The following is a 17,068-nucleotide window of genomic DNA, read 5'->3' as shown; positions in this document are numbered from 1 at the left end:
AAGAAGAGGCGCTGGAAAAGCTGCCCCGCCCGCGGCGGGTGCCCGCGCAACGGCCGCCGCGCTGCCGTTGCAGCGCCTCGGGCCGGAGGAAGCAGCGCGCGGCGGGAAGAAAATGCGCGCCGGCCGGACACCCGGGGCTGCCGCCCCAACGCAAAACGGCCGGGCCAGAGTGGCCCGGCCGTTGCCGGCAGCAGTCCGCAGGGCGGCGCTTAGCCTTTCAGCTTTTGCTCGATGAGGGTAATGACGTCCTTGTTGCCGCCGGCTTTGGCCGCGGCCAGCAGCGTGGCACCCTGGCCGTCGGCGGCTTTTACGTCGGCCCCGTTCTGCAGCAGGTACTCCACAATGGCCTTGTTGCCGAGGGTGGCGGCGGCAATCAGGGCCGTTTCGTTGCCAGCGTCCTTGGCGTTTACCTGGGCTTTGTGCTGCACCAGCGACTTGACAATGTTCAAATTGCCGTTGGTGGCAGCGGTGATAAGGAAGGTAGTGCGAAAACCGGGCATCACCTCGATGGCAGCGTTAGCGTCGGCGCCCCCGGCCAGCAGGGTTTCGGCGGAAGCCGCGTCGTTTTTCATCACGGCCTTAAACAAATCCTTGGTGGGCGTCTGGGCGGCGGCGGTGCCGAGCAGGCCCAGCGTGAGGGCCAGCAGGAGCAGGTAATGCTTCATGGGAAAACCGGAAATGGCAGAGGGGAAAGACCGTAAAAGTACCAAATGCCGCGAAAGTGTCCAAGCCGTGCCCAGGCCCGGTCGGGTAAGTGGCGCTAACTCAGCCACAACGGTTTCGGGCCGAGGGCGGCCGGGCCGAGCCCGGCGAGGCGAGCAGCGCAGTGCAAAACGGGACGCGCCGCTTAGTGCTTCACCAGGCGCTGGCGCAGCACCTGCCCATCGGCCCGGGTGGCGGCCACCACGTACACGCCGGCGGCCAGGCCGCGCAGGTCGAGGGCCGACGGGGGGCGGGTGGGCAGCGGAAATGCGCGCACCCGCCGGCCTTCGAGGTCGAACAGGGTGAGCGTGCGCAGCGCCGGGCCGGCCGGCAGGGCGAGGTGCGCGACGTCGCCGGCGGGGTTGGGGTAGAGCGTCAGCGGCGGCCCGGCGGCGCGGGGCGGGCGGGCCGCCGTGACCAGGCTGGCGTCGGTCCAGTACACGCGCTCGTCGCGGTGCTGCACCATCAGCAGCTTGCCGTCCGACGCTTCGGCGAAAAACTGCGGGCCGCGGCGGCCGCCGGCGTCGAGGCCCAGCCCCTGGCGCACGCGCTTCCAGGAGCGGCCCTGGTCCTGCGAAACGAGCGTGCCGCCGGTGTTGACGCTGCCGGTGCAGGAGCTGTACCAGTCGCCGTTGCGGGCGAAGTGGACGCGGTTGAGCACCGTGCCGTCCCACCACCACGAGCTGAACAGGGCGGGCTGCACCGTCCAGAGGGCCGCCCCGTTGGTCAGGTCGGCCAGGCTTTTGGTCAGGTTCAGCGCCACCCCGAAGTTGCCGCCGGAGCCGGTAAAGCTCAGCAGCAGCGAGTCCTGCTGCGGGCGCACCGCCAGGGCCGTCACCTGGTACACCGTCAGGGGGGCGAAGCCGCGGCCGACGTGCACGGCCAGCCGCTGCCAGTTCAGGCCGTTGTCGGCGGAAAGGTAAAGGCCGGGCCCGTTGGCCGCATCGTCGTCGGCCACGCTCAGGAACAGGCGCCCGGTGCGGTCGGCCGCCAGCTGGTTGACGAACCGCCCGGCGCCCAGGCCGTTGTTGCGGGCCGCCCAGCTCTGGCCGTGGTCGGCCGAGAAGAACACGCCCCCGCCCAGAAAGCCGTCGATGGCATCGAGCACGCCCACGCCCGCCAGCAGCCCGCCGGCGGGCGTTTCCACGAAGGCCGCCACGGGGTAGGGCGAGGGCAGCGCCACGGAGTCCCAGCTCAGGCCGGCGTCGGGGCTGCGGTAGATTCGGCCCAGGCCGCCGGCCAGCAGCAGGCCGCTACGGGTGGTGTAAAAGGCCGTGATGCCGCGGGCACGCAACGCCAGCGTCCAGGAGCGCCCCTGGCTGGCGGTGCGCAGGATGCCTGGGCCCACGGCCGTGCACAGCACCGAGTCGCTGAGGGCGACCAGGCCGGTTTTGGGGCCTTCGGGAAAGGCGGGGGTGGTCAGCCAGAAGCGCTGAGCTTGGGCCGCCGGGGCCAGGTGCAGCAGCGGCCAGAGCAGCGCCAGCAGCCAGCGGCGCGCGGGAAACGGGAGCGTAAGTTTGAACATAGCGGAGCAGGCAGAAGGAGCGGTAGGACAAAGCTACCGCGTGCCTGCCCGCGCCGCTACCGCATGTACATGTGGTGCCGGGGCCAGCGCCGGCGGGCAATTCAGGCCGCGGCCGGCCGGGCCGCCATGCGCTGCCCCACGCGCTGGGCAATGATGCTGGCCAGGATGATCTGCAGGGCGTGGTAGAGCATCAGCGGCAGCAGCAGCGCGCCCGAGGCCACAGTGCCGGCGAAGAGAATCTTGGCCAGTACCGAGCCGTGCACCAGGGACTTCTTGGAGCCGCAGAACACGGCCGTGACCCGGTCTTCCGGGGCAAAGCCGAACAGGCGGCTGGCCAGGGTAATAAGCCCGAGCACGGCCAAAAACAGCGCCACCATGCCCGCGGCCAGGCCCAGCAGGTCGCCCCAGCTGTAGTCGCGGAACACGTTGCGGGCAAAGGACTCGCAGAACGAGGTGTACACCAGCACTAGGATGATGACTTGGTCGAACTTGCGCAGCTGGCCCTTGCGGGCCTCGGCCCAGGCCCCGAAGCGGCGGTGCAGCAGCAACCCCAGGCCCACCGGCGCCACCACCTGCAGCACCAGATCGAGCACCAGGGGGCCGAGGTGGCCGCCGCCCGCCGCGCCGGTGTGCAGCACCAGGCTCACCCACAGCGGCGTCATCACCAGGCCGATCAGGCTGGAAATGCTGGCGTTGAAGATGGCCGCCGGTAGGTTGCCGCCCGCCACCGACACCATCACCACCGAGGTAGACACCGTGCTGGGCACCGTGCAGAGGTAGAAAATGCTGCTCCACAGCGTCACGCTCGCCGCATCGGCCCCGAACAGCGGCCGGATGGCCAGCCCGATCAGCGGAAACAGCAGAAAGGTGCTGGCCTGCACCAGCAGGTGCAGCCGCCAGTTGCGCATGCCGGTGCGCAGGCTTTCGGGGCTCAGGCGCAGCCCGTAAAAGAAAAACACCAGCGCTACCCCGAAGGTCAGCAGCCGGTCCCAGGGCACCGGGCTGGCGTCGCTGCCGATGCCGGGGCGCAGGTACGCCAGCGTAACGGCCAGGATCAGGCCGAGCAAAAACCAGTCGATGCCGACGCGGGCCAGCAGGGCCACGAGGCGGGAGGAAGCCGCCGGGGCGGAAGGGTGGGGCATAGCAGGCAGAATGGCCGGTGAACGGGCCGGTAAGCACATACGGGCCGCCGCGGCAGCGGGCGGTCTGGCCGGTGGTATCAGCACCGAAACAGTAGGAATGACCGGCAGCGCCCCGCTTTTGTTTGATCGGGCCCGCCGGGCGCCCGGCCTCAGCGGTACTCGATGGTGCGCAGCTGCAGGCGCCGCGGCCGGCCGTCGACCAGGAACGTGCGCCGCACCCAGTTGCCGCGGGCGTCGTGCTCCTCCGTGTAGCTGTAGCGCCGGCGTTCCTGCTCCACGCCGTCGAGCAGGTAGCCCGACTCCCGGAGCACGTCGTCCTGCACCCGCGTCCAGTGGATTTGGTGGGCCCGGACGCTGTCGGCCGGGTGGCGCGGGCCGAAGTAGTGGTTGCGCTCCAGGCGGGTAGCACCGGCGGTATACACTTCCCGGATGGGCGGGTGGGCGTCGAGCAGGGGCCCGGCCAGGCGCACGCTGCGCACCAGGCTGGTGTCGCCGTGGGTGGAGTAGGCCAGCAGCCGCTGCAGCTGCCCGTTGCGGTACCAGGCCTGGCTGACGGGCCGCCGGTGCCAGTCGTAGGTGGTGTAGTAGCGCAGCGTATCGTTGGGCCAGGGCGTAAACGTCGGCGTCGGCCCGAGGGCATTCGTGAGGCCCGCGCCCCGCGCCGTGTTGCGGAACAGCTGTTCGGCCAGCTGCCCGGCCTGGTCGTAGCGGTAAGTCGTCGAACTGGTCAGCTGCCCGTCGGCCCGGAAGGTTTCGGAGCGCAGCAGGCGCGCGTGCCGGTCGAAGGTATCCACGGTGCGGCTGAGCGCCGTGGAATCGGGCGCGTACAGCAGCGTGAGGCGCCGCCGCTGCCGGTCGAGGTACTGATAGCGGGTGAAGTGCCCCTGATCGGCCACGAGGCGGCGCTGCAGCAGGCGGCCGCGGGCGTCGTAGCGCCATTCGGCCGTGGGCCGGCGGGTGTCGCGGCGCAGCGCCTCCCGCCGGCGCAGGCGGCCGCGGCGGTCGAAGGTGTAGCGGGTCAGGCCGAGGGAGTTGTAGAACGTCTGCTCGGCCGTCAGGGCCGAGTCGCGCACGGTCACGGCGGCCACCGGGCCGCGCACGGCGTGGTCGGCCGGCTGGTAGGGCCGGATGGTCGGCTCGTCGGAAGTGTCGCCGGGCAGGCGGCGCTGCGCCCGCGCCGGGAGAATGGCCGCGCTGAGCAGCAGGCAGAGCAGGTAACGCATGCGGAGAAGCCGCCCGGTACCGGCGGCCGGTAAAAATACGGCGCCTACGCGCTTACCTGCCCCGTCAGGCGCAGCACCAGCAGGCCCAGGGCCAGCAGCATCAGGGCGCCGGCCAGCAGCGTGGCCCAGCGCGGCCGCCCGGCCGTAACCGGAAACCGGCCCAGCACCCCGAAAATGACCACCAGCGAGGCGAAGATGAGCACGCGCGACCAGGCGGCGCCATTGACCACGGCCAGTCCCAGCGCCACGGCCGAAGCCAGAGCCGCCAGCCAATACAGCAAACCGCTAGGGAGAAAAGGACGAGGCATCCGGCAAAGAAAGCAGAGAAACCCATTCCGGCACGTCACCGCCCGCCGGGGGCCGCCCCGCGGTTTGAGTTTGTGCAAAATGGGTCAGCAAGCTGTAGCGACGCAACCCCACGTTTCGTCGTTGGCCGGTTTCGCTCAACGAGCAGACGCAGGTGTAGGCAGCTTGGCACCACGCTGGCCGCTGACAATGATTAACTCAAACAGCTTCCCCGCATCCTGAAGCCATTAATCGGGCCCCGCGCTGCGCAAACGAAACCCAACCCGAACCAGCAAGTACCCTTACCTCACCACCTCACCACCTCACCACCTCACCACCTCACCACCTCACCACCTCACCACCTCACCACCTCACCACCTCACCACCTCACCACCTCACCACCTGCGTCAGCGCTTATCTTCGCCGCCTCTTATGGAGTTTCTTGACGCGACGCTGGCGCTGCTGTGCGCTTTTGCCTTTCTGGCCGGGTTTATTGATTCGATAGTGGGCGGCGGCGGGCTGATTCAGCTGCCGGCCATGCTGCTGCTGCTGCCGGGCGTACCGGTGCCCACGGTGCTGGGCACGGGCAAGGTGTCGTCGGCGGCGGGCACGGCGGTGGCCCTGCGGCGCTACGCCGGGCAGGTGCCGGTGCGCTGGCGGGCGGTGGGCGCGGCGGCCGTCACGGCGGGCGTATTTTCGTTTCTGGGCGCGCGGGTGGTGAGCCTGCTGCCCACCGAGCTGCTGCGGCCGCTGGTGCTCGGGCTGCTGGTGCTCATTGCCATCTACACCTTCTGGCGCAAGGATTTCGGCGCCATTCACGCCCCGCGCCTGCCGGAGCGCAAAGAGCCGCTCTACGGGGTGGCCGTGGGCCTGGTCATCGGCTTCTACGACGGCTTTTTCGGGCCCGGCACCGGCTCGTTTCTGCTCTTCGCCTTCGTCGGCCTGTTCGGCTACAACTTCCTCAGCGCCTCGGCCTCGTCGAAGCTGGTGAACCTGGCCACCAACCTGAGCAGCCTGGCCTATTTCGCCTACACGGGCCAGATAATCTGGCCCGTGGCCCTGCCCATGGCCGCCTGCAACATGCTCGGCTCGGCCCTCGGGGCCCGGCTGGCGCTTCGGCAGGGCGTGGGCTTCGTGCGGGTACTGTTCCTGGTGGTCGTCTGCGCCATCATTCTGAAGCTGGGCTGGGAGACGTTCAAAGCGCAGTAACAGCCGCCCTGCGGGCGGTGCATGTAGGCCGCCGCTACTTTCACGGCGCTCAACTACCCCATCGTATGGCCCTCTGGCACGTTTCCGCCCGCAACGCATCCGGCCTGCGCCTCTGGCGCACCGGCGCTTATGCATTTCGGGTGGTGGAAGCGGGTGAACCGGGCGACTTGCTCACCAACTCCGACTACGTGCTCATCCACCGCAAATACGAAGGCGCCCTGCGGAGCACCGGGGCCCAGCTGCAACTGACCCCGGTAGTCATTGCCGACCAGGTACGCCAGCGGCAGTGGCACCAGTACCTCGAAGCCACCATCCGCGACGAAGCTTCGGCGGCGGAAATCTGGCAAAGCAAAGAACCCCGCCCGCTCATCCGGAGCAGCGGGCCCGAAAATGACGTATTCGTGTCCGAAGCGCTGAAAAACCTGCTGCAACTTGTCGACGGGCAGAAACTGTGGTTCAGCTACGGGCTATCCTGGTTTGCGTAACGGGCAGCTCCGCCCTACAGCAGTTGCTGCAAGTCGCCGAGCTGCTCGATGCGGGCCTCAAACCCGGGCACCTCCCCGAAGCCGTAGGCGGCAAAGACAAAGGGAATGTCGTTGGCGCGGGCGGCGAGGTAGTCGCCCTCGGTATCGCCCACGTAGGCCGGGTGGCGCAGGCCGAAGTGGCGGATGAGGGCGCGCACGTTGTCGGCCTTGGGCTGCTGCCGCGCCCCGAAGCAGGTGTGGCCCTCGAAGTAGCGGCCCGTCTGGGTATGAGCCAGAAACGCTTCAATGTAGCCCTGCTGGCAGTTGCTGACGATGAACAGGCGGTACTTGGCGGCCAGGTACTCCAGCGTGGGCTGCAGCTGCGGGTACGGCTCCCCGCCCTGCTGCCGGGCGCTGAGCAACTCCTCGCGGGCGCAGATGTGGCGGAATTCCTCGCGCTGCTCGGCCGTCAGGTACGGAAACAGCCGCTCGTACACCACCGGGTAGGGCTGGCCCGTGACGGCCTGCACCGCCGCCGCCGTGATGTCGCTGTGCACGTAGCTGACGCGCTGGCGGGCCTGGCGGAAGCCCTGCGCGACGGTGGCCGAGGCATCCCAGAGCGTGCCGTCGAGGTCGAAAATGAGGCTGTCGAGGTGTAGCTGCATAAGGGTGGAAACGAAGTGCAACACGGGCCGGGTGGCGCCGGCCGTTCCAAGGGGCAACTTCCTGAGTACGCGCTTTGTTGCCGGGCGGCTGAATTCAGGGCGGCGTCGCCGCGCCCGGGGGGGGGGGCCGGCTGCCCGCCGCAGCCCCGGCCCGCAAAACGCCGCGGGCTGCCCCGAAGTAGGGCAGCCCGCGGCTTCTCAACGTTACTTCGGCGGCCGGACTCAGCGCACGGCCATGCTGTACTTGTTGGCCAACTCGGTGTATTTGGCCGCTTCTTCGGGCTTGCCCTGGCTGGTGAAGGCCTTGGCCATGCCGGCGCAGGCCTGCCCGTTTTTCTTGTAGCGGCCCAGGGCCAGGTCGTAGTAGCTCAGGGCGCGGGCGGGGTTGGCCTCGGCCAGGGCCTTGTCGCCCTTCAGCACGTAGTAATCCGACCAGTCGCGCGGGCTGAGGTCTTTCAGGGCAAACACCACCGGGGCCGTGAAGCGGGCGGGCTGCTCGCTGCGGCGGGCCAGAGCCAGTGCGGTGGGCGGTATCACCAGGGTGGCCGGGTCGTTGATGACCTGCACCGCCCGCGCGTCGAGGCCGTAGCCCAGGCCCTGCAGCACCCGCGTCGAATCCGGGATGACGCGGCCCTGCCGGTCCAGCGCGTAGCTAACCTGCACCTTGCCCTCGATCTGCCGGTCGATGGCCTCGAAGGTGTAGTGCTTGCCAATTGTCTGGGCCCGTCCCGCGACGGAACTCAGCAGCAGAAGGCCCAATAGGATCAGTCGCATACGCAGGAATTTTTTGGTGAAACGAAGGAAGGTGAGTAACCACTCAGTTCTCCTTCAATATACAAAAACTCCTATCAAATGCAACTGACCGGGGGGCTTATTCCTCGCCGCGGCCGGGCGGCAGGCCGGGCACGGCGTTGCCCTGGTTGCCCTGCACGTTGGGCACGCCCATTTTCTTTTCGCGGGCCTGCTGATACTTGTTGAACTGCGCGGGCGTGAGCACGTCCTTGAGCAGGGTCAGGCGCGAGCCGCCGATGTCGTCGATGATGCCGTTGAGCTTGCGCAAGTCCTGACGGTACTGCAGGCGGGCCACCTCGACCTGCCGGATGCTGCGCTGGTTGATCTGCAGCACTTTCTCTTCCTGCAGGGGCGTCAGGCCCAGGGCCTGCTTCAGGTTCTGGGTCAGCGTCCGGGCCTGCGCTTCAATCTTAGCCTCGTCGATTGGCGGCGCCGGCGTCTGGGCCGCCGGGGCGGGGGCAGCGGTTTTCGTTTTGGTCTTGGTCTTGACGGTCGTCGTCTGGGCCCAGACGGCGGGGGCGGCCAGCAGCAGGCCGGCCAGCACAAGGAAACGGGGGGAAGTAGGCATGGGGTTCGGCATCAGCGGTAGCGCCGCACGGGCGGCACGGGCGAGTCGGGGCCACGAAAATAGCGTGCCAACCCGCTCGGTGATGCCCTAACGCCGCCGCCGCCCGGAATATTCCCCGATTCGGCGGCATTTCGCGGCGCGGGCGCAACCTTTCCGGTGCGGGCCTCATAGAAAGCAGCATGAAGCAAGCATCCTCCCGTTCCACCTGGCTGAAGGCCGCCGGCATCGGCGCCGCCGTGGCCGCCGCCGCGCTCTGGGCCAACCGCCGCGGCTCCTACGACCTGCGCGGCCGCGTCGTGCTCATCACCGGTGGCTCGCGCGGCCTCGGGCTGGTGCTGGCCCGGCAGGCCGCCGCTGAGGGCGCCAAGCTCGCCCTCTGCGCCCGCGACGCCGACGAGCTGGCGCGCGCCCGCCAGGAAGTGGCCGGCAGCGGCGCCGCCGAGGTACTCACCTTCGTGCGCGACCTGGCCGACGAAACCGCCGTGCGCACCCTGGTGAGCGAAGTGCGCCAGCAGCTCGGCCCCATCGACGTGCTCATCAACAACGCGGGCATCATCACCGGCGGCCCGCTGGAGCACATGGACGTGCGCGACTACCAGGAAACCATGGACATCCATTTCTGGGCCGCCCTGCACGCCATGTACGCGGTGCTGCCCGAGATGAAAAAGCGCCGCGAGGGCCGCATCATCAACATTGCCTCGGTGGGCGGGAAGGTGTCGGTGCCGCACCTGGCGCCGTACTGCGCCAGCAAATTCGCCCTGGTCGGCCTCTCCGAAGGCTTCCGGGCCGAGCTGCTGCGCTACGGCGTGTACGTCACCACCGTCTGCCCGGGGCTGATGCGCACCGGCTCGGCCCGGCACGCGGTGGTGAAGGGCCAGCACATTCTGGAATTCGCCTGGTTTATGCTCTCCGACTCATTGCCGGCCCTCACCGTCAGCGCTGAATACGCCGCCCGGCAGATCTGGAACGCCGCCCGCCGCGGCGACGCCGAGCTGATTCTGGGCGTGCCCGCCAAGCTGATTTCGCTGCTGCACGGCGTGGCGCCCGGCACCGTGGCCAACCTGATGAGCTGGGTGAACCGTACCCTGCCCGACGCCACCGGCCCCGCCGGCGACGTGCGCCGCCGCGGCTTCGAGAGCGAGTCGGAGGTGACGGACTCGTGGCTGACGGGCCTCACCCGCCAGGCCGAGCGCGACAACAACCAGCTGAACAACCACCCGCCGTACCCGGCCTAGCACGGGCGGCTACGATGCCAAAAAGGCCGTCATTCAGAGCAAAGCGCCGAATCTCGCCTGGTTTCGTCCGGTGGTAAACTCAAGCCGAGAAAAGGCTATCCGGCGTCAGCCCGCGGGATTCGGCGCTTTGCTCTGAATGACGGGCTACGCTAGCTGTTCAGGGCTTCACGGGAAACAGCTGCTCATTGACCTGCGTGCCCTGCCCGGCCACCCGGCACCAGTTGCCGCCCTGCTTGATGTACACTTCCAGGCGCCGAACTTTAAGGGCAACATCCTGGCCGGCCACGGTCAGGCGCACATCGGCCAGCCAGTTGACCACCGCCGAGCTGGCGTTGTAGACGCGGATAATCTCGCTGCCCGGCACGATGCTGATGGATTTGAAAACCAGCTTTTCCTTTGCCTGCGCGGCCCGCCACTCCGCTTCCGAAAAGGAAATGTCGCCTTTGGGCCCCACGGCCACCATGTCGCGGCAGGCTGTGGTGGGGTGGTAGCCACCGGGCTGGTGCAGCAGTGCGCGGATCTGCTGCCGCTCGGCGGGGTAGCTGAGCGTATCCATCTGGGCGTAGGCGGCCGTGGCCAGCGGCAGGAGTAGGGCGCTTAGCAGGGGGGCTTTCATGGGCATGGGGTTGAGTTGGCCCAAACCTACCGGTCCCGCAACCCGGGAAATAGTATAAAAACGACGACTTCTAGAGCCGCAAATCGTCCTGCAGCGTCAGCGGCGCGGCCAGGATTTCCTGGGTGATGAGCTTGGGCGTAGTGCCCGTAAACTCCTTGAAGTCGCGGATCAGGTGCATCTGGTCGTAATAGCCGCAGTGGTGGCTGATGGTAGTCCAGGTGGCGCGGGGTTGGTGCACTTTCAGGCGGTACGCCCGCGAGAACCGGATGACGCGCGCGAAGAACTTGGGCGAATAGCCGAGGATTTCCCGGCTGCGGCGCTCGAACTGCCGCAGACTCAGGCACGACTGCGCGGCCATATTGTCGATGGTATCGGCCGGATTGCCCTGCAGCATAAGCCGGACGCTGTGCTCCAGCGGACCCGCCGGCGTACCGGGCCCCAGCTTGCGCAGCAGGTAGGCCTCCACGATGTGCTTCATGGCCGGCGGGTGCCGGGCTTCCTGCAGTTGCTCGCTCACCTGGCGTATCTCGCGGCCGAGCACGTCGGCCGCGTCGAGCGGGCGGTCGAGCAGCTCCGGCATGGGCAGGCGCAGCAGGCGAAACAGCCCGCCGGGGTGAAACGCCACCGTTACGAACCGGTGGTGGGTGCCCATGGCCAGGTCCACCTTGCGGGTCTGCGGGCCGATGATGGTGCAGGCCGGCAGCTCGGCGAAGCTTTGCTGGCCGATTCGGCTGCGGGTGGCGTCGCCGGGGTAAAAGTTGAGGCTGTGCTGGGGCGTGGGCGGAAAGGGGGCACTGCGGCCGTAGGCCGGGCCGGGCAAGTGCAGGTCCACCACCATGATGTGGCTCACGGCGGCGCGCAGGCAGGGATGAACCGGATAATAACTGGCACTCATGACGCAGGGGGCAGTTGGCTGCCGAAACAGGGTGCTGACAAGCTAAGACTTACGCTGAGAATGTATGTTCCGCAGGGAGTTGCTGCGGTAGTGGCGCCGGCCTCGGCACCCGCCAAGCCCAAGGGCGGGCACCAGAAGCCAACTCAACGCCTACGGCCGCCGTATGGGCGTAGCATCAAGCCGCTGGGCAACCGCCGGCGGCGGGCCAACGGAGCTGCGCGCCGCACGCCGCCGGCTTGGGTTGCCAAAAAAAGCCCCATCTTTGCCCCATGCTCACCCGCTTTTCGTCGCGCTATTATTATTACCGCTCCTGCCAGCCCACCGGCTTCGGCAGTGGTCGTGTATGCGCGACGGCACCCGAGCAGACGACGTAACGTCGCCGCCAGGAACCGCTTCATACTCGCCCCTCTCCGATAGCCGGAGAGGGGCTTTTTGTTTTTCACCCCTTCTAACTCCTCCGAGCCATGACCCTGCTCCAACAACACTACGACCAGTACACCGCCGAGGACCGCCACGTGTGGCAGCTGCTCTTCGAACGTCAATTGCAGGCCCTGCCCGGCCGTGCCGCCCCCGCGTTTATGGAGGGCCTGGCCCGCATCGGCTTTACGGCCGACCAGATTCCGGACTTCCGCCAGACCAACCAGGTGCTGCGCCGCCTCACCGGCTGGGAGCTGGTGGCCGTGCCCGGTATCGTCGACGACGCAGTGTTTTTCGGGCTGCTGGCGGCCCGGCAGTTTCCGGCCACCACCTGGCTGCGCAAGCTCGCCGAGCTGGACTACCTGGAAGAGCCCGATATGTTCCACGACGTGTTCGGCCACGTGCCCTTGCTCACCAACCCCGCGTTTGCCCGCTTTCTGCACCAGCTCGGCCACATCGGCCTGCGCCACGCCGCCGACCCGGCCGCCGTGGAGCTGCTGGCCCGGCTGTACTGGTTTACGGTGGAGTTTGGCCTGATCCGCGACGCGGGCAGCGGGCAGGCGCGCATCTACGGGGCGGGCATCCTTTCCTCCGCCGGCGAGACGCGCTACAGCCTCGGCCCCGAGCCCCGGCGGCACACCTTCGGCACCGACGCCGTGCTGGCCACCGCCTTCCGCAAGGACGTGTTCCAGACCGATTACTTCGTGCTCGACTCGCTCGACCAGCTCTTCGATACCCTGCCCGAGGTGCAGCGCCAGCTGCGCGCGGCCTCGGTAGGAGCGGAGGTCTGAAGCGGCTACCCCAACCCGCGTCCCGCCCGTAGCCAGGCGGGGCGCGGGTGGTGCGGGGGAGTTGCGGCCGGCTGTCTATCTTGCCCGCCGTGACGTTTCCCGTTCAGCTTCAGCTCGGCCCCGTAGTTCTGCCCGCCCACCTGCTCTTTGAGGTGCTGGCCTACTCGCTGGGCTACCGCTACTACCGCTACCTGCGCGCCCGTACCCCCGACCGCATCAGCACCGACCATCGGCTGTGGATTTTCATCGGCGCCGCTGCCGGGGCCTTGCTGGGCTCCCGGGCGCTGGGCCTGCTGGAGCATCCGCCGCTGCTGCTGCACCCGCCCGGCGGCCCGCTGTACTACTTCACCAACAAAACCATCGTCGGCGGCCTGCTCGGCGGGCTGATCGGGGTGGAATGGACCAAGAAGCGTCTCGGCGTCACGGCTTCCTCGGGGGATTTGATGGTGTTTCCCATCATCCTGGGCATGGTGCTGGGCCGCACCGGCTGCTTCCTGTCGGGCCTCGAAGACGGCACCTACGGCACGCCCTCCACCTTGCCCTGGGCAATGAACCTGGGCGACGGGGTACCGCGGCATCCCACCAACCTCTACGAAATCCTGTTCTGGCTGCTGCTCGGCGCCGCCCTGTGGCTGCTGGAGCGCCGCCGTCCGCTGCCCGAGGGCTGGCGCTTCCGGCTGCTGCTGAGCTGTTACCTGCTGTTTCGCCTGCTGGTGGAGTTCATCAAGCCCACGCCGCCCTTGCCGGGCCTGCTGCTGACCAGCATTCAGTGGGCCTGCGTAGCCGGGCTGCTGTACTACGCCTGGCTGTGGGGGCAAGACGCCCGCCGGCCTCGGGCGGGTAGCCCGCCGGCATTTCCCGTTCCGGCCCGCGTTTCTTCGTTTTCTGATTAAGTCGTTCTAAAGTTGCCCATGCCTGCTTTGCAAATTGCCCCACGCCCTGACCGTCAGTGGCTGCCTTTGATTTTTCTGTGGCTGGCCGTGCTGCTGCCCGCCCTTGGCTTGGCCCAAGCCAAGCCCCTGCCCGACGAAGTGCGCCGCGCCAACCTCGAAACCCAGGTTACGGCCATGGAGCAGGCCTTTTTGAAGGAAGACTTTGAAACCTTCGCCGACTTTATGCACCCCGACGTGGTGCGCCTGGCCGGTGGCCCCGACGTGCTGGCCCGGCAGCTGCGCAAGGGCCTGGAGGACATGAGCGCCCAGGGCGGCAAGGTCAGCAACGTCACGCACGGCGCGCCTACGCGCATCGTCGCCGTCGACCGGCAGCTGCAGTGCACCCTGCCGCAAACCACCGAGTTTCAGCTGGCCGCCGCTACCAAAACCACCCAGTCGACCCTGCTGGCCGTGTCGAGCGACGGCGGCAGGACCTGGGCCTTCCTCGATACGGCCGGCAAGGACTGGGAAGCGGTGCGGCGGCTGGTGCCCAACCTGAGTCGGGAAATCGTGCTGCCGGCCAAGAGCCAGTAACAAGCACTTTATCAATTTCGCATGCATTTATCCTACTCCCTGCAAGCCGACGATTTCCTGCACTATCAACTATATGCGGCCAGTCATTCGCCGGTGGTTCGGCGCAGCCGCCTACGCAGCTGGATTATTATAACGTTGGCTTTTGTTAGCCTGGCCTATATATTTTACCAGGAGCACGTCACGAGCCTGATGGTATATTTTGCGCTGTTGGCGGTAGCCAGCGCCGCGCTGTATCCGCTCTATTCGCGCTGGCGCTACAAACGGCATTACCGCAAGCACATTGAAACCAACTACCAAGGTCAAATCGGGGCGACGGTCGTTCTGGAGTTAACCGATTCCCTGCTCAGGTCGGTGGATAAAGCCAGTCGCAATGAGTTGCAATTGCGTGAGCTGTACCAGATTGTGGAAACCAGCCAGGCCTTTCTGCTGCGCTACAACCCTGCGGGGGCGGTGATTGTGCCAAAAAACCAGGTCGACGTCGCGGCTCTGGCAAGCGAGTTGCACCGGTTGGCCAATCTGAACGGAATAGAGTATGTTGACGACCAATCCTGGCAGTGGAAGTAACTGCCAGTTGACCTCCACGATGCTGCCGCCGCCATGCCCGAACGCCCCTATACCTACTACGACTTCACCCTGAGCCTCTGCCCGCACTGCCTGCGCCGCGTGGAGGCCAAAATCGTCTTTCAGGACGAGGCCGTCTACATGCTCAAGCGCTGCCCCGAGCACGGCCGGCAGAAGGTGCGCATTGCCTCCGACATCGAATACTACAAGCAGATCCGCAACTACGTGAAGCAGAGCGAGGTGCCGCGCCGCTTCAACACCGCCACCCACTACGGCTGCCCCTACGACTGCGGCCTCTGCACCGACCACGAGCAGCACAGCTGCCTCACGGTCATCGAAATAACGGACCGCTGCAACCTGACCTGCCCCACCTGCTACGCCGAAAGCAGCCCCACCCACGGCCGGCACCGTACCCTGGAGGAGGTCGAGCAGATGATTGACACCTTGGTGGCCAACGAGGGCGAGCCGGACGTGGTGCAGATTTCGGGCGGGGAGCCCACCCTGCACCCGCAGTTCTGGGAAATCCTCGACCTGTGCAAGCGCAAGCCCATTAAGCACCTGATGGTGAATACCAACGGCGTGCGCCTGGCCAAGGACGAGGAATTCGTGGCCCGGCTGGCCACCTACATGCCCGCCTTCGAGGTGTACCTGCAGTTCGACTCCTTTAAGGAAGAGGCCCTGCGCCAGATGCGCGGCCGCGACCTGCGCCAGGTGCGCCTCGACGCCCTAGAACATCTGAACAAGCACAACCTGAGCACCACGCTGGTGGCCACCCTGCAGAAGGGGCTCAACGACGACGAGGTGGGCCAGCTCATCGACTTTGCCCTGCAGCAGCGGTGCGTGCGCGGCGTCACGTTCCAGCCCACCCAGGCCGCCGGCCGCCTCGACCATTTCTCCGACGAGGGCCGCATCTCGCTCACCGACGTGCGCACGGCCATCCTGGAGCAGAGCCCGGTGTTTTCGGCCGACGACCTGCTGCCGGTGCCCTGCAACCCCGACGCGCTGGCCATGGCCTACGCCCTCAAGCTCGACGGCGAAGTGTACCCGCTCACGCGCTACATCAAGCCCGCCGAGTTGCTGCAGAACTCGCGCAACACCATCGTGTTTGAGCGCGACCCGCGCCTGCAGGGCCATTTGATGCGCATGTTCAGCACCGCCAACACGGTGGATACCGTCACGCCCGAGCTGAATCAGCTCTTGTGCTGCCTGCCGCTGGTGCAGGCGCCCACGCTGCGCTACGAAAACCTGTTCCGCGTTATCATCCTGCAGTTTATGGACGCCTGGAACTTCGACGTGCGCGCCGTGAAGAAGTCCTGCGTCCACATCGTGTCGAAGGACAACAAGATCATTCCCTTCGAGACGATGAACATCTTCTACCGCGACCAGCCCAAGCAGGAACGCCTGGAGGTGCTGCGCGACATTCCCGTGCTCTAGCCCATGTACACGCCGCCGCCCGCGCCGCCCCAGCCGCCCGGCCATCTCGGCCGGGTGCTGCTCGTTCATCTGGGCCTGGTGCTCGTACTGCACCTGGGCCGGCAGTGGCTCGACGACGACGAGGGCATCTTCTTCATCCTCTTCGGCCTGGCTTTCCTCGACGGGCTGGCGTTTCTGGTGCTGATTACCACGGGCCGCTCGCGCCTGGGCCTGAGCTTCGTGCTCAGCGGCCTGCTGATGTTCGTCATCGGCTTCGGCGACTGCGCCACCCACCTGAAGCTGGGCTCGATGCACTGACGCGGACCCGGCTCCCGCGTATATTCTCCAGCTTGCCCCGGTTGTTTTATGCACCGCACCACGGCCACTATTCTCGGCATCAACCTCCTGCTCGTTTTGCTGCTGGGCGTCGTGGCGCTGGCGCAGAGCAACGACCACGCCGCCGCGGCTTTCGCTCTGTTCTGGTTGGCCGTGCCGCTGTGGCTGCTCAACGGGCTGGCCTGGCTGGTTTCGCTGTTCAAGCTGCCCGAAAGCAAACCCTACTTCCAGGGCTTCCTGCTGGCCTGCCTTATCCTGCCTATTATCGGGCTGGGCGCCTGCGGGCTGGCCTTCGTAAACGGCTAACCGGTAAACTCCCGCCCCGATACGCCGCCCGCCCGGGGCCGGCGGATTCGCTAACCCTTGTTGCGCCATGCTCTCCGAGTACAACCGCCGCGTCGTACGCACCAACCTGCTGATTGTGCTAGCCGGCGCCGCGGCGTTCGGAATGCTGGCCAAACTGAATGACGGAAGCGTCTTCGTCTTTTTCGGTGTCCTGATCGTGTTGCAGGCGCTGGTCAACGCGGCACTGGGCCTTGTGCACAGCTTCGGTAAGTCCCAGGGCACGGCGGCCGGTTACTGGCTGAGCGCGCTGCTGGTACTCATCATCGGACCCGGCTCCTGCGGCGTAGCCGCGGCTCTTGTGCAATAGCGCCATAATATTCCCGCACGAGCCGGCAGCCCAGAACAAAAAAACGCCCGACCACACAGTGGCCGGGCGCCCCCACTGGGTGGAGCCAGCGGGACTTGGGAAATCAACAGC

Annotated in this window: 21 protein-coding genes; 11 read left to right on the top strand and 10 right to left on the bottom strand. The window is 67.1% G+C overall.

Going from position 1 to position 17,068, the window contains the following annotated elements:
- Window positions 1-209 precede the first annotated feature (209 nt).
- The 5 genes from DLM85_RS06290 to DLM85_RS06270 form a co-directional block, all read right to left on the bottom strand.
- A complete protein-coding gene (locus DLM85_RS06290) occupies window positions 210-665 on the bottom strand; it encodes an ankyrin repeat domain-containing protein (protein ID WP_111477191.1) in 456 nt (151 codons plus the stop codon).
- A 182-nt stretch (window positions 666-847) separates the two neighbouring features.
- Window positions 848-2,227, bottom strand: a complete 1,380-nt coding sequence (locus DLM85_RS06285) for a T9SS type A sorting domain-containing protein (protein ID WP_111477190.1) — start codon at window positions 2,225-2,227, stop codon at window positions 848-850.
- A 101-nt stretch (window positions 2,228-2,328) separates the two neighbouring features.
- The gene (locus tag DLM85_RS06280; protein WP_111477189.1) at window positions 2,329-3,369 is read right to left on the bottom strand and encodes a bile acid:sodium symporter family protein; all 1,041 of its coding nucleotides are present in this window, start codon (window positions 3,367-3,369) and stop codon (window positions 2,329-2,331) included.
- Between the two features lie 149 nt (window positions 3,370-3,518).
- A complete protein-coding gene (locus DLM85_RS06275; protein WP_111477188.1) occupies window positions 3,519-4,592 on the bottom strand; it encodes a hypothetical protein in 1,074 nt (357 codons plus the stop codon).
- Between the two features lie 44 nt (window positions 4,593-4,636).
- Complete coding sequence (locus DLM85_RS06270; protein WP_111477187.1) at window positions 4,637-4,873, bottom strand: hypothetical protein; 237 nt, start codon at window positions 4,871-4,873, stop codon at window positions 4,637-4,639.
- A 436-nt stretch (window positions 4,874-5,309) separates the two neighbouring features.
- On the opposite strand from DLM85_RS06270, the gene DLM85_RS06265 reads away from it, so the two are divergent.
- Together DLM85_RS06265 and DLM85_RS06260 are read left to right on the top strand one after the other, a co-directional pair.
- Entirely contained in the window at window positions 5,310-6,086 is a 777-nt protein-coding gene (locus tag DLM85_RS06265) for a sulfite exporter TauE/SafE family protein (RefSeq protein WP_111477186.1), read from the top strand.
- Window positions 6,087-6,151: 65 nt separating this feature from the next.
- On the top strand, window positions 6,152-6,571 hold the full coding sequence (locus tag DLM85_RS06260; protein ID WP_111477185.1) for a hypothetical protein: 420 nt from the start codon (window positions 6,152-6,154) through the stop codon (window positions 6,569-6,571).
- Between the two features lie 14 nt (window positions 6,572-6,585).
- On the opposite strand, the gene DLM85_RS06255 is transcribed toward DLM85_RS06260, so the two are convergent.
- The 3 genes from DLM85_RS06255 to DLM85_RS06245 form a co-directional block, all read right to left on the bottom strand.
- The gene (locus DLM85_RS06255) at window positions 6,586-7,215 is read right to left on the bottom strand and encodes an HAD family hydrolase (protein WP_111477184.1); all 630 of its coding nucleotides are present in this window, start codon (window positions 7,213-7,215) and stop codon (window positions 6,586-6,588) included.
- A 222-nt stretch (window positions 7,216-7,437) separates the two neighbouring features.
- Window positions 7,438-7,989: an energy transducer TonB gene (locus DLM85_RS06250; RefSeq protein WP_111477183.1), complete on the bottom strand. Its 552-nt coding sequence runs from the start codon at window positions 7,987-7,989 to the stop codon at window positions 7,438-7,440.
- Window positions 7,990-8,086: 97 nt separating this feature from the next.
- Window positions 8,087-8,575, bottom strand: a complete 489-nt coding sequence (locus DLM85_RS06245; RefSeq protein WP_133256933.1) for a hypothetical protein — start codon at window positions 8,573-8,575, stop codon at window positions 8,087-8,089.
- Window positions 8,576-8,754: 179 nt separating this feature from the next.
- Between DLM85_RS06245 and DLM85_RS06240 the strand changes: the two genes are divergently transcribed.
- Window positions 8,755-9,810, top strand: coding sequence for an SDR family NAD(P)-dependent oxidoreductase (locus DLM85_RS06240; protein WP_111477181.1), 1,056 nt, complete (start codon window positions 8,755-8,757; stop codon window positions 9,808-9,810).
- Window positions 9,811-9,967: 157 nt separating this feature from the next.
- Here the strand turns inward: DLM85_RS06240 and DLM85_RS06235 are convergent, their stop codons facing one another.
- On the bottom strand, window positions 9,968-10,426 hold the full coding sequence (locus DLM85_RS06235; protein WP_133256932.1) for a nuclear transport factor 2 family protein: 459 nt from the start codon (window positions 10,424-10,426) through the stop codon (window positions 9,968-9,970).
- A 70-nt stretch (window positions 10,427-10,496) separates the two neighbouring features.
- Window positions 10,497-11,321 (bottom strand): helix-turn-helix domain-containing protein, encoded by an 825-nt coding sequence (locus DLM85_RS06230; protein ID WP_111477179.1) that lies wholly within the window; start codon window positions 11,319-11,321, stop codon window positions 10,497-10,499.
- Between the two features lie 464 nt (window positions 11,322-11,785).
- Between DLM85_RS06230 and phhA the strand changes: the two genes are divergently transcribed.
- The 8 genes from phhA (at window position 11,786) to DLM85_RS06190 (ending at window position 16,957) form a co-directional block, all read left to right on the top strand.
- The gene (gene phhA / locus DLM85_RS06225; RefSeq protein ID WP_111477178.1) at window positions 11,786-12,529 is read left to right on the top strand and encodes a phenylalanine 4-monooxygenase; all 744 of its coding nucleotides are present in this window, start codon (window positions 11,786-11,788) and stop codon (window positions 12,527-12,529) included.
- Window positions 12,530-12,618: 89 nt separating this feature from the next.
- Window positions 12,619-13,422: a prolipoprotein diacylglyceryl transferase family protein gene (locus DLM85_RS06220; protein WP_111477521.1), complete on the top strand. Its 804-nt coding sequence runs from the start codon at window positions 12,619-12,621 to the stop codon at window positions 13,420-13,422.
- 18 nt (window positions 13,423-13,440) lie between these two features.
- The gene (locus tag DLM85_RS06215; protein WP_133256931.1) at window positions 13,441-13,995 is read left to right on the top strand and encodes a hypothetical protein; all 555 of its coding nucleotides are present in this window, start codon (window positions 13,441-13,443) and stop codon (window positions 13,993-13,995) included.
- Between the two features lie 21 nt (window positions 13,996-14,016).
- Window positions 14,017-14,559, top strand: coding sequence for a YcxB family protein (locus DLM85_RS06210; protein WP_111477176.1), 543 nt, complete (start codon window positions 14,017-14,019; stop codon window positions 14,557-14,559).
- A 33-nt stretch (window positions 14,560-14,592) separates the two neighbouring features.
- Window positions 14,593-15,990, top strand: a complete 1,398-nt coding sequence (locus tag DLM85_RS06205) for a radical SAM protein (protein ID WP_111477175.1) — start codon at window positions 14,593-14,595, stop codon at window positions 15,988-15,990.
- Between the two features lie 3 nt (window positions 15,991-15,993).
- A complete protein-coding gene (locus DLM85_RS06200) occupies window positions 15,994-16,287 on the top strand; it encodes a hypothetical protein (RefSeq protein ID WP_111477174.1) in 294 nt (97 codons plus the stop codon).
- Between the two features lie 48 nt (window positions 16,288-16,335).
- Window positions 16,336-16,611 (top strand): hypothetical protein, encoded by a 276-nt coding sequence (locus DLM85_RS06195; protein WP_111477173.1) that lies wholly within the window; start codon window positions 16,336-16,338, stop codon window positions 16,609-16,611.
- A gap of 67 nt (window positions 16,612-16,678) precedes the next feature.
- Window positions 16,679-16,957, top strand: coding sequence for a hypothetical protein (locus DLM85_RS06190; RefSeq protein WP_111477172.1), 279 nt, complete (start codon window positions 16,679-16,681; stop codon window positions 16,955-16,957).
- Window positions 16,958-17,068 lie beyond the last annotated feature (111 nt).

The organism is Hymenobacter edaphi (genome assembly GCF_003258365.1).
Lineage (GTDB): Bacteria > Bacteroidota > Bacteroidia > Cytophagales > Hymenobacteraceae > Solirubrum > Solirubrum edaphi.
Note: the sequence above shows the minus strand (reverse complement) of the source record. Positions and strands in the feature narration are given on the sequence as shown.

What these genes read in the sequence shown, in the direction of transcription:
- DLM85_RS06200 (WP_111477174.1), top strand. Translation starts at nt 15,994, where the DNA reads ATGTACACGCCGCCGCCCGCGCCGCCCCAGCCGCCCGGCCATCTCGGC.
- DLM85_RS06230 (WP_111477179.1), bottom strand. Translation starts at nt 11,321, where the DNA reads ATGAGTGCCAGTTATTATCCGGTTCATCCCTGCCTGCGCGCCGCCGTG.
- DLM85_RS06290 (WP_111477191.1), bottom strand. Translation starts at nt 665, where the DNA reads ATGAAGCATTACCTGCTCCTGCTGGCCCTCACGCTGGGCCTGCTCGGC.
- DLM85_RS06275 (WP_111477188.1), bottom strand. Translation starts at nt 4,592, where the DNA reads ATGCGTTACCTGCTCTGCCTGCTGCTCAGCGCGGCCATTCTCCCGGCG.
- DLM85_RS06195 (WP_111477173.1), top strand. Translation starts at nt 16,336, where the DNA reads ATGCACCGCACCACGGCCACTATTCTCGGCATCAACCTCCTGCTCGTT.
- DLM85_RS06245 (WP_133256933.1), bottom strand. Translation starts at nt 8,575, where the DNA reads ATGCCTACTTCCCCCCGTTTCCTTGTGCTGGCCGGCCTGCTGCTGGCC.
- phhA (WP_111477178.1), top strand. Translation starts at nt 11,786, where the DNA reads ATGACCCTGCTCCAACAACACTACGACCAGTACACCGCCGAGGACCGC.
- DLM85_RS06240 (WP_111477181.1), top strand. Translation starts at nt 8,755, where the DNA reads ATGAAGCAAGCATCCTCCCGTTCCACCTGGCTGAAGGCCGCCGGCATC.
- DLM85_RS06260 (WP_111477185.1), top strand. Translation starts at nt 6,152, where the DNA reads ATGGCCCTCTGGCACGTTTCCGCCCGCAACGCATCCGGCCTGCGCCTC.
- DLM85_RS06190 (WP_111477172.1), top strand. Translation starts at nt 16,679, where the DNA reads ATGCTCTCCGAGTACAACCGCCGCGTCGTACGCACCAACCTGCTGATT.
- DLM85_RS06285 (WP_111477190.1), bottom strand. Translation starts at nt 2,227, where the DNA reads ATGTTCAAACTTACGCTCCCGTTTCCCGCGCGCCGCTGGCTGCTGGCG.
- DLM85_RS06250 (WP_111477183.1), bottom strand. Translation starts at nt 7,989, where the DNA reads ATGCGACTGATCCTATTGGGCCTTCTGCTGCTGAGTTCCGTCGCGGGA.
- DLM85_RS06280 (WP_111477189.1), bottom strand. Translation starts at nt 3,369, where the DNA reads ATGCCCCACCCTTCCGCCCCGGCGGCTTCCTCCCGCCTCGTGGCCCTG.
- DLM85_RS06265 (WP_111477186.1), top strand. Translation starts at nt 5,310, where the DNA reads ATGGAGTTTCTTGACGCGACGCTGGCGCTGCTGTGCGCTTTTGCCTTT.
- DLM85_RS06215 (WP_133256931.1), top strand. Translation starts at nt 13,441, where the DNA reads ATGCCTGCTTTGCAAATTGCCCCACGCCCTGACCGTCAGTGGCTGCCT.
- DLM85_RS06255 (WP_111477184.1), bottom strand. Translation starts at nt 7,215, where the DNA reads ATGCAGCTACACCTCGACAGCCTCATTTTCGACCTCGACGGCACGCTC.
- DLM85_RS06235 (WP_133256932.1), bottom strand. Translation starts at nt 10,426, where the DNA reads ATGAAAGCCCCCCTGCTAAGCGCCCTACTCCTGCCGCTGGCCACGGCC.
- DLM85_RS06205 (WP_111477175.1), top strand. Translation starts at nt 14,593, where the DNA reads ATGCCCGAACGCCCCTATACCTACTACGACTTCACCCTGAGCCTCTGC.
- DLM85_RS06210 (WP_111477176.1), top strand. Translation starts at nt 14,017, where the DNA reads ATGCATTTATCCTACTCCCTGCAAGCCGACGATTTCCTGCACTATCAA.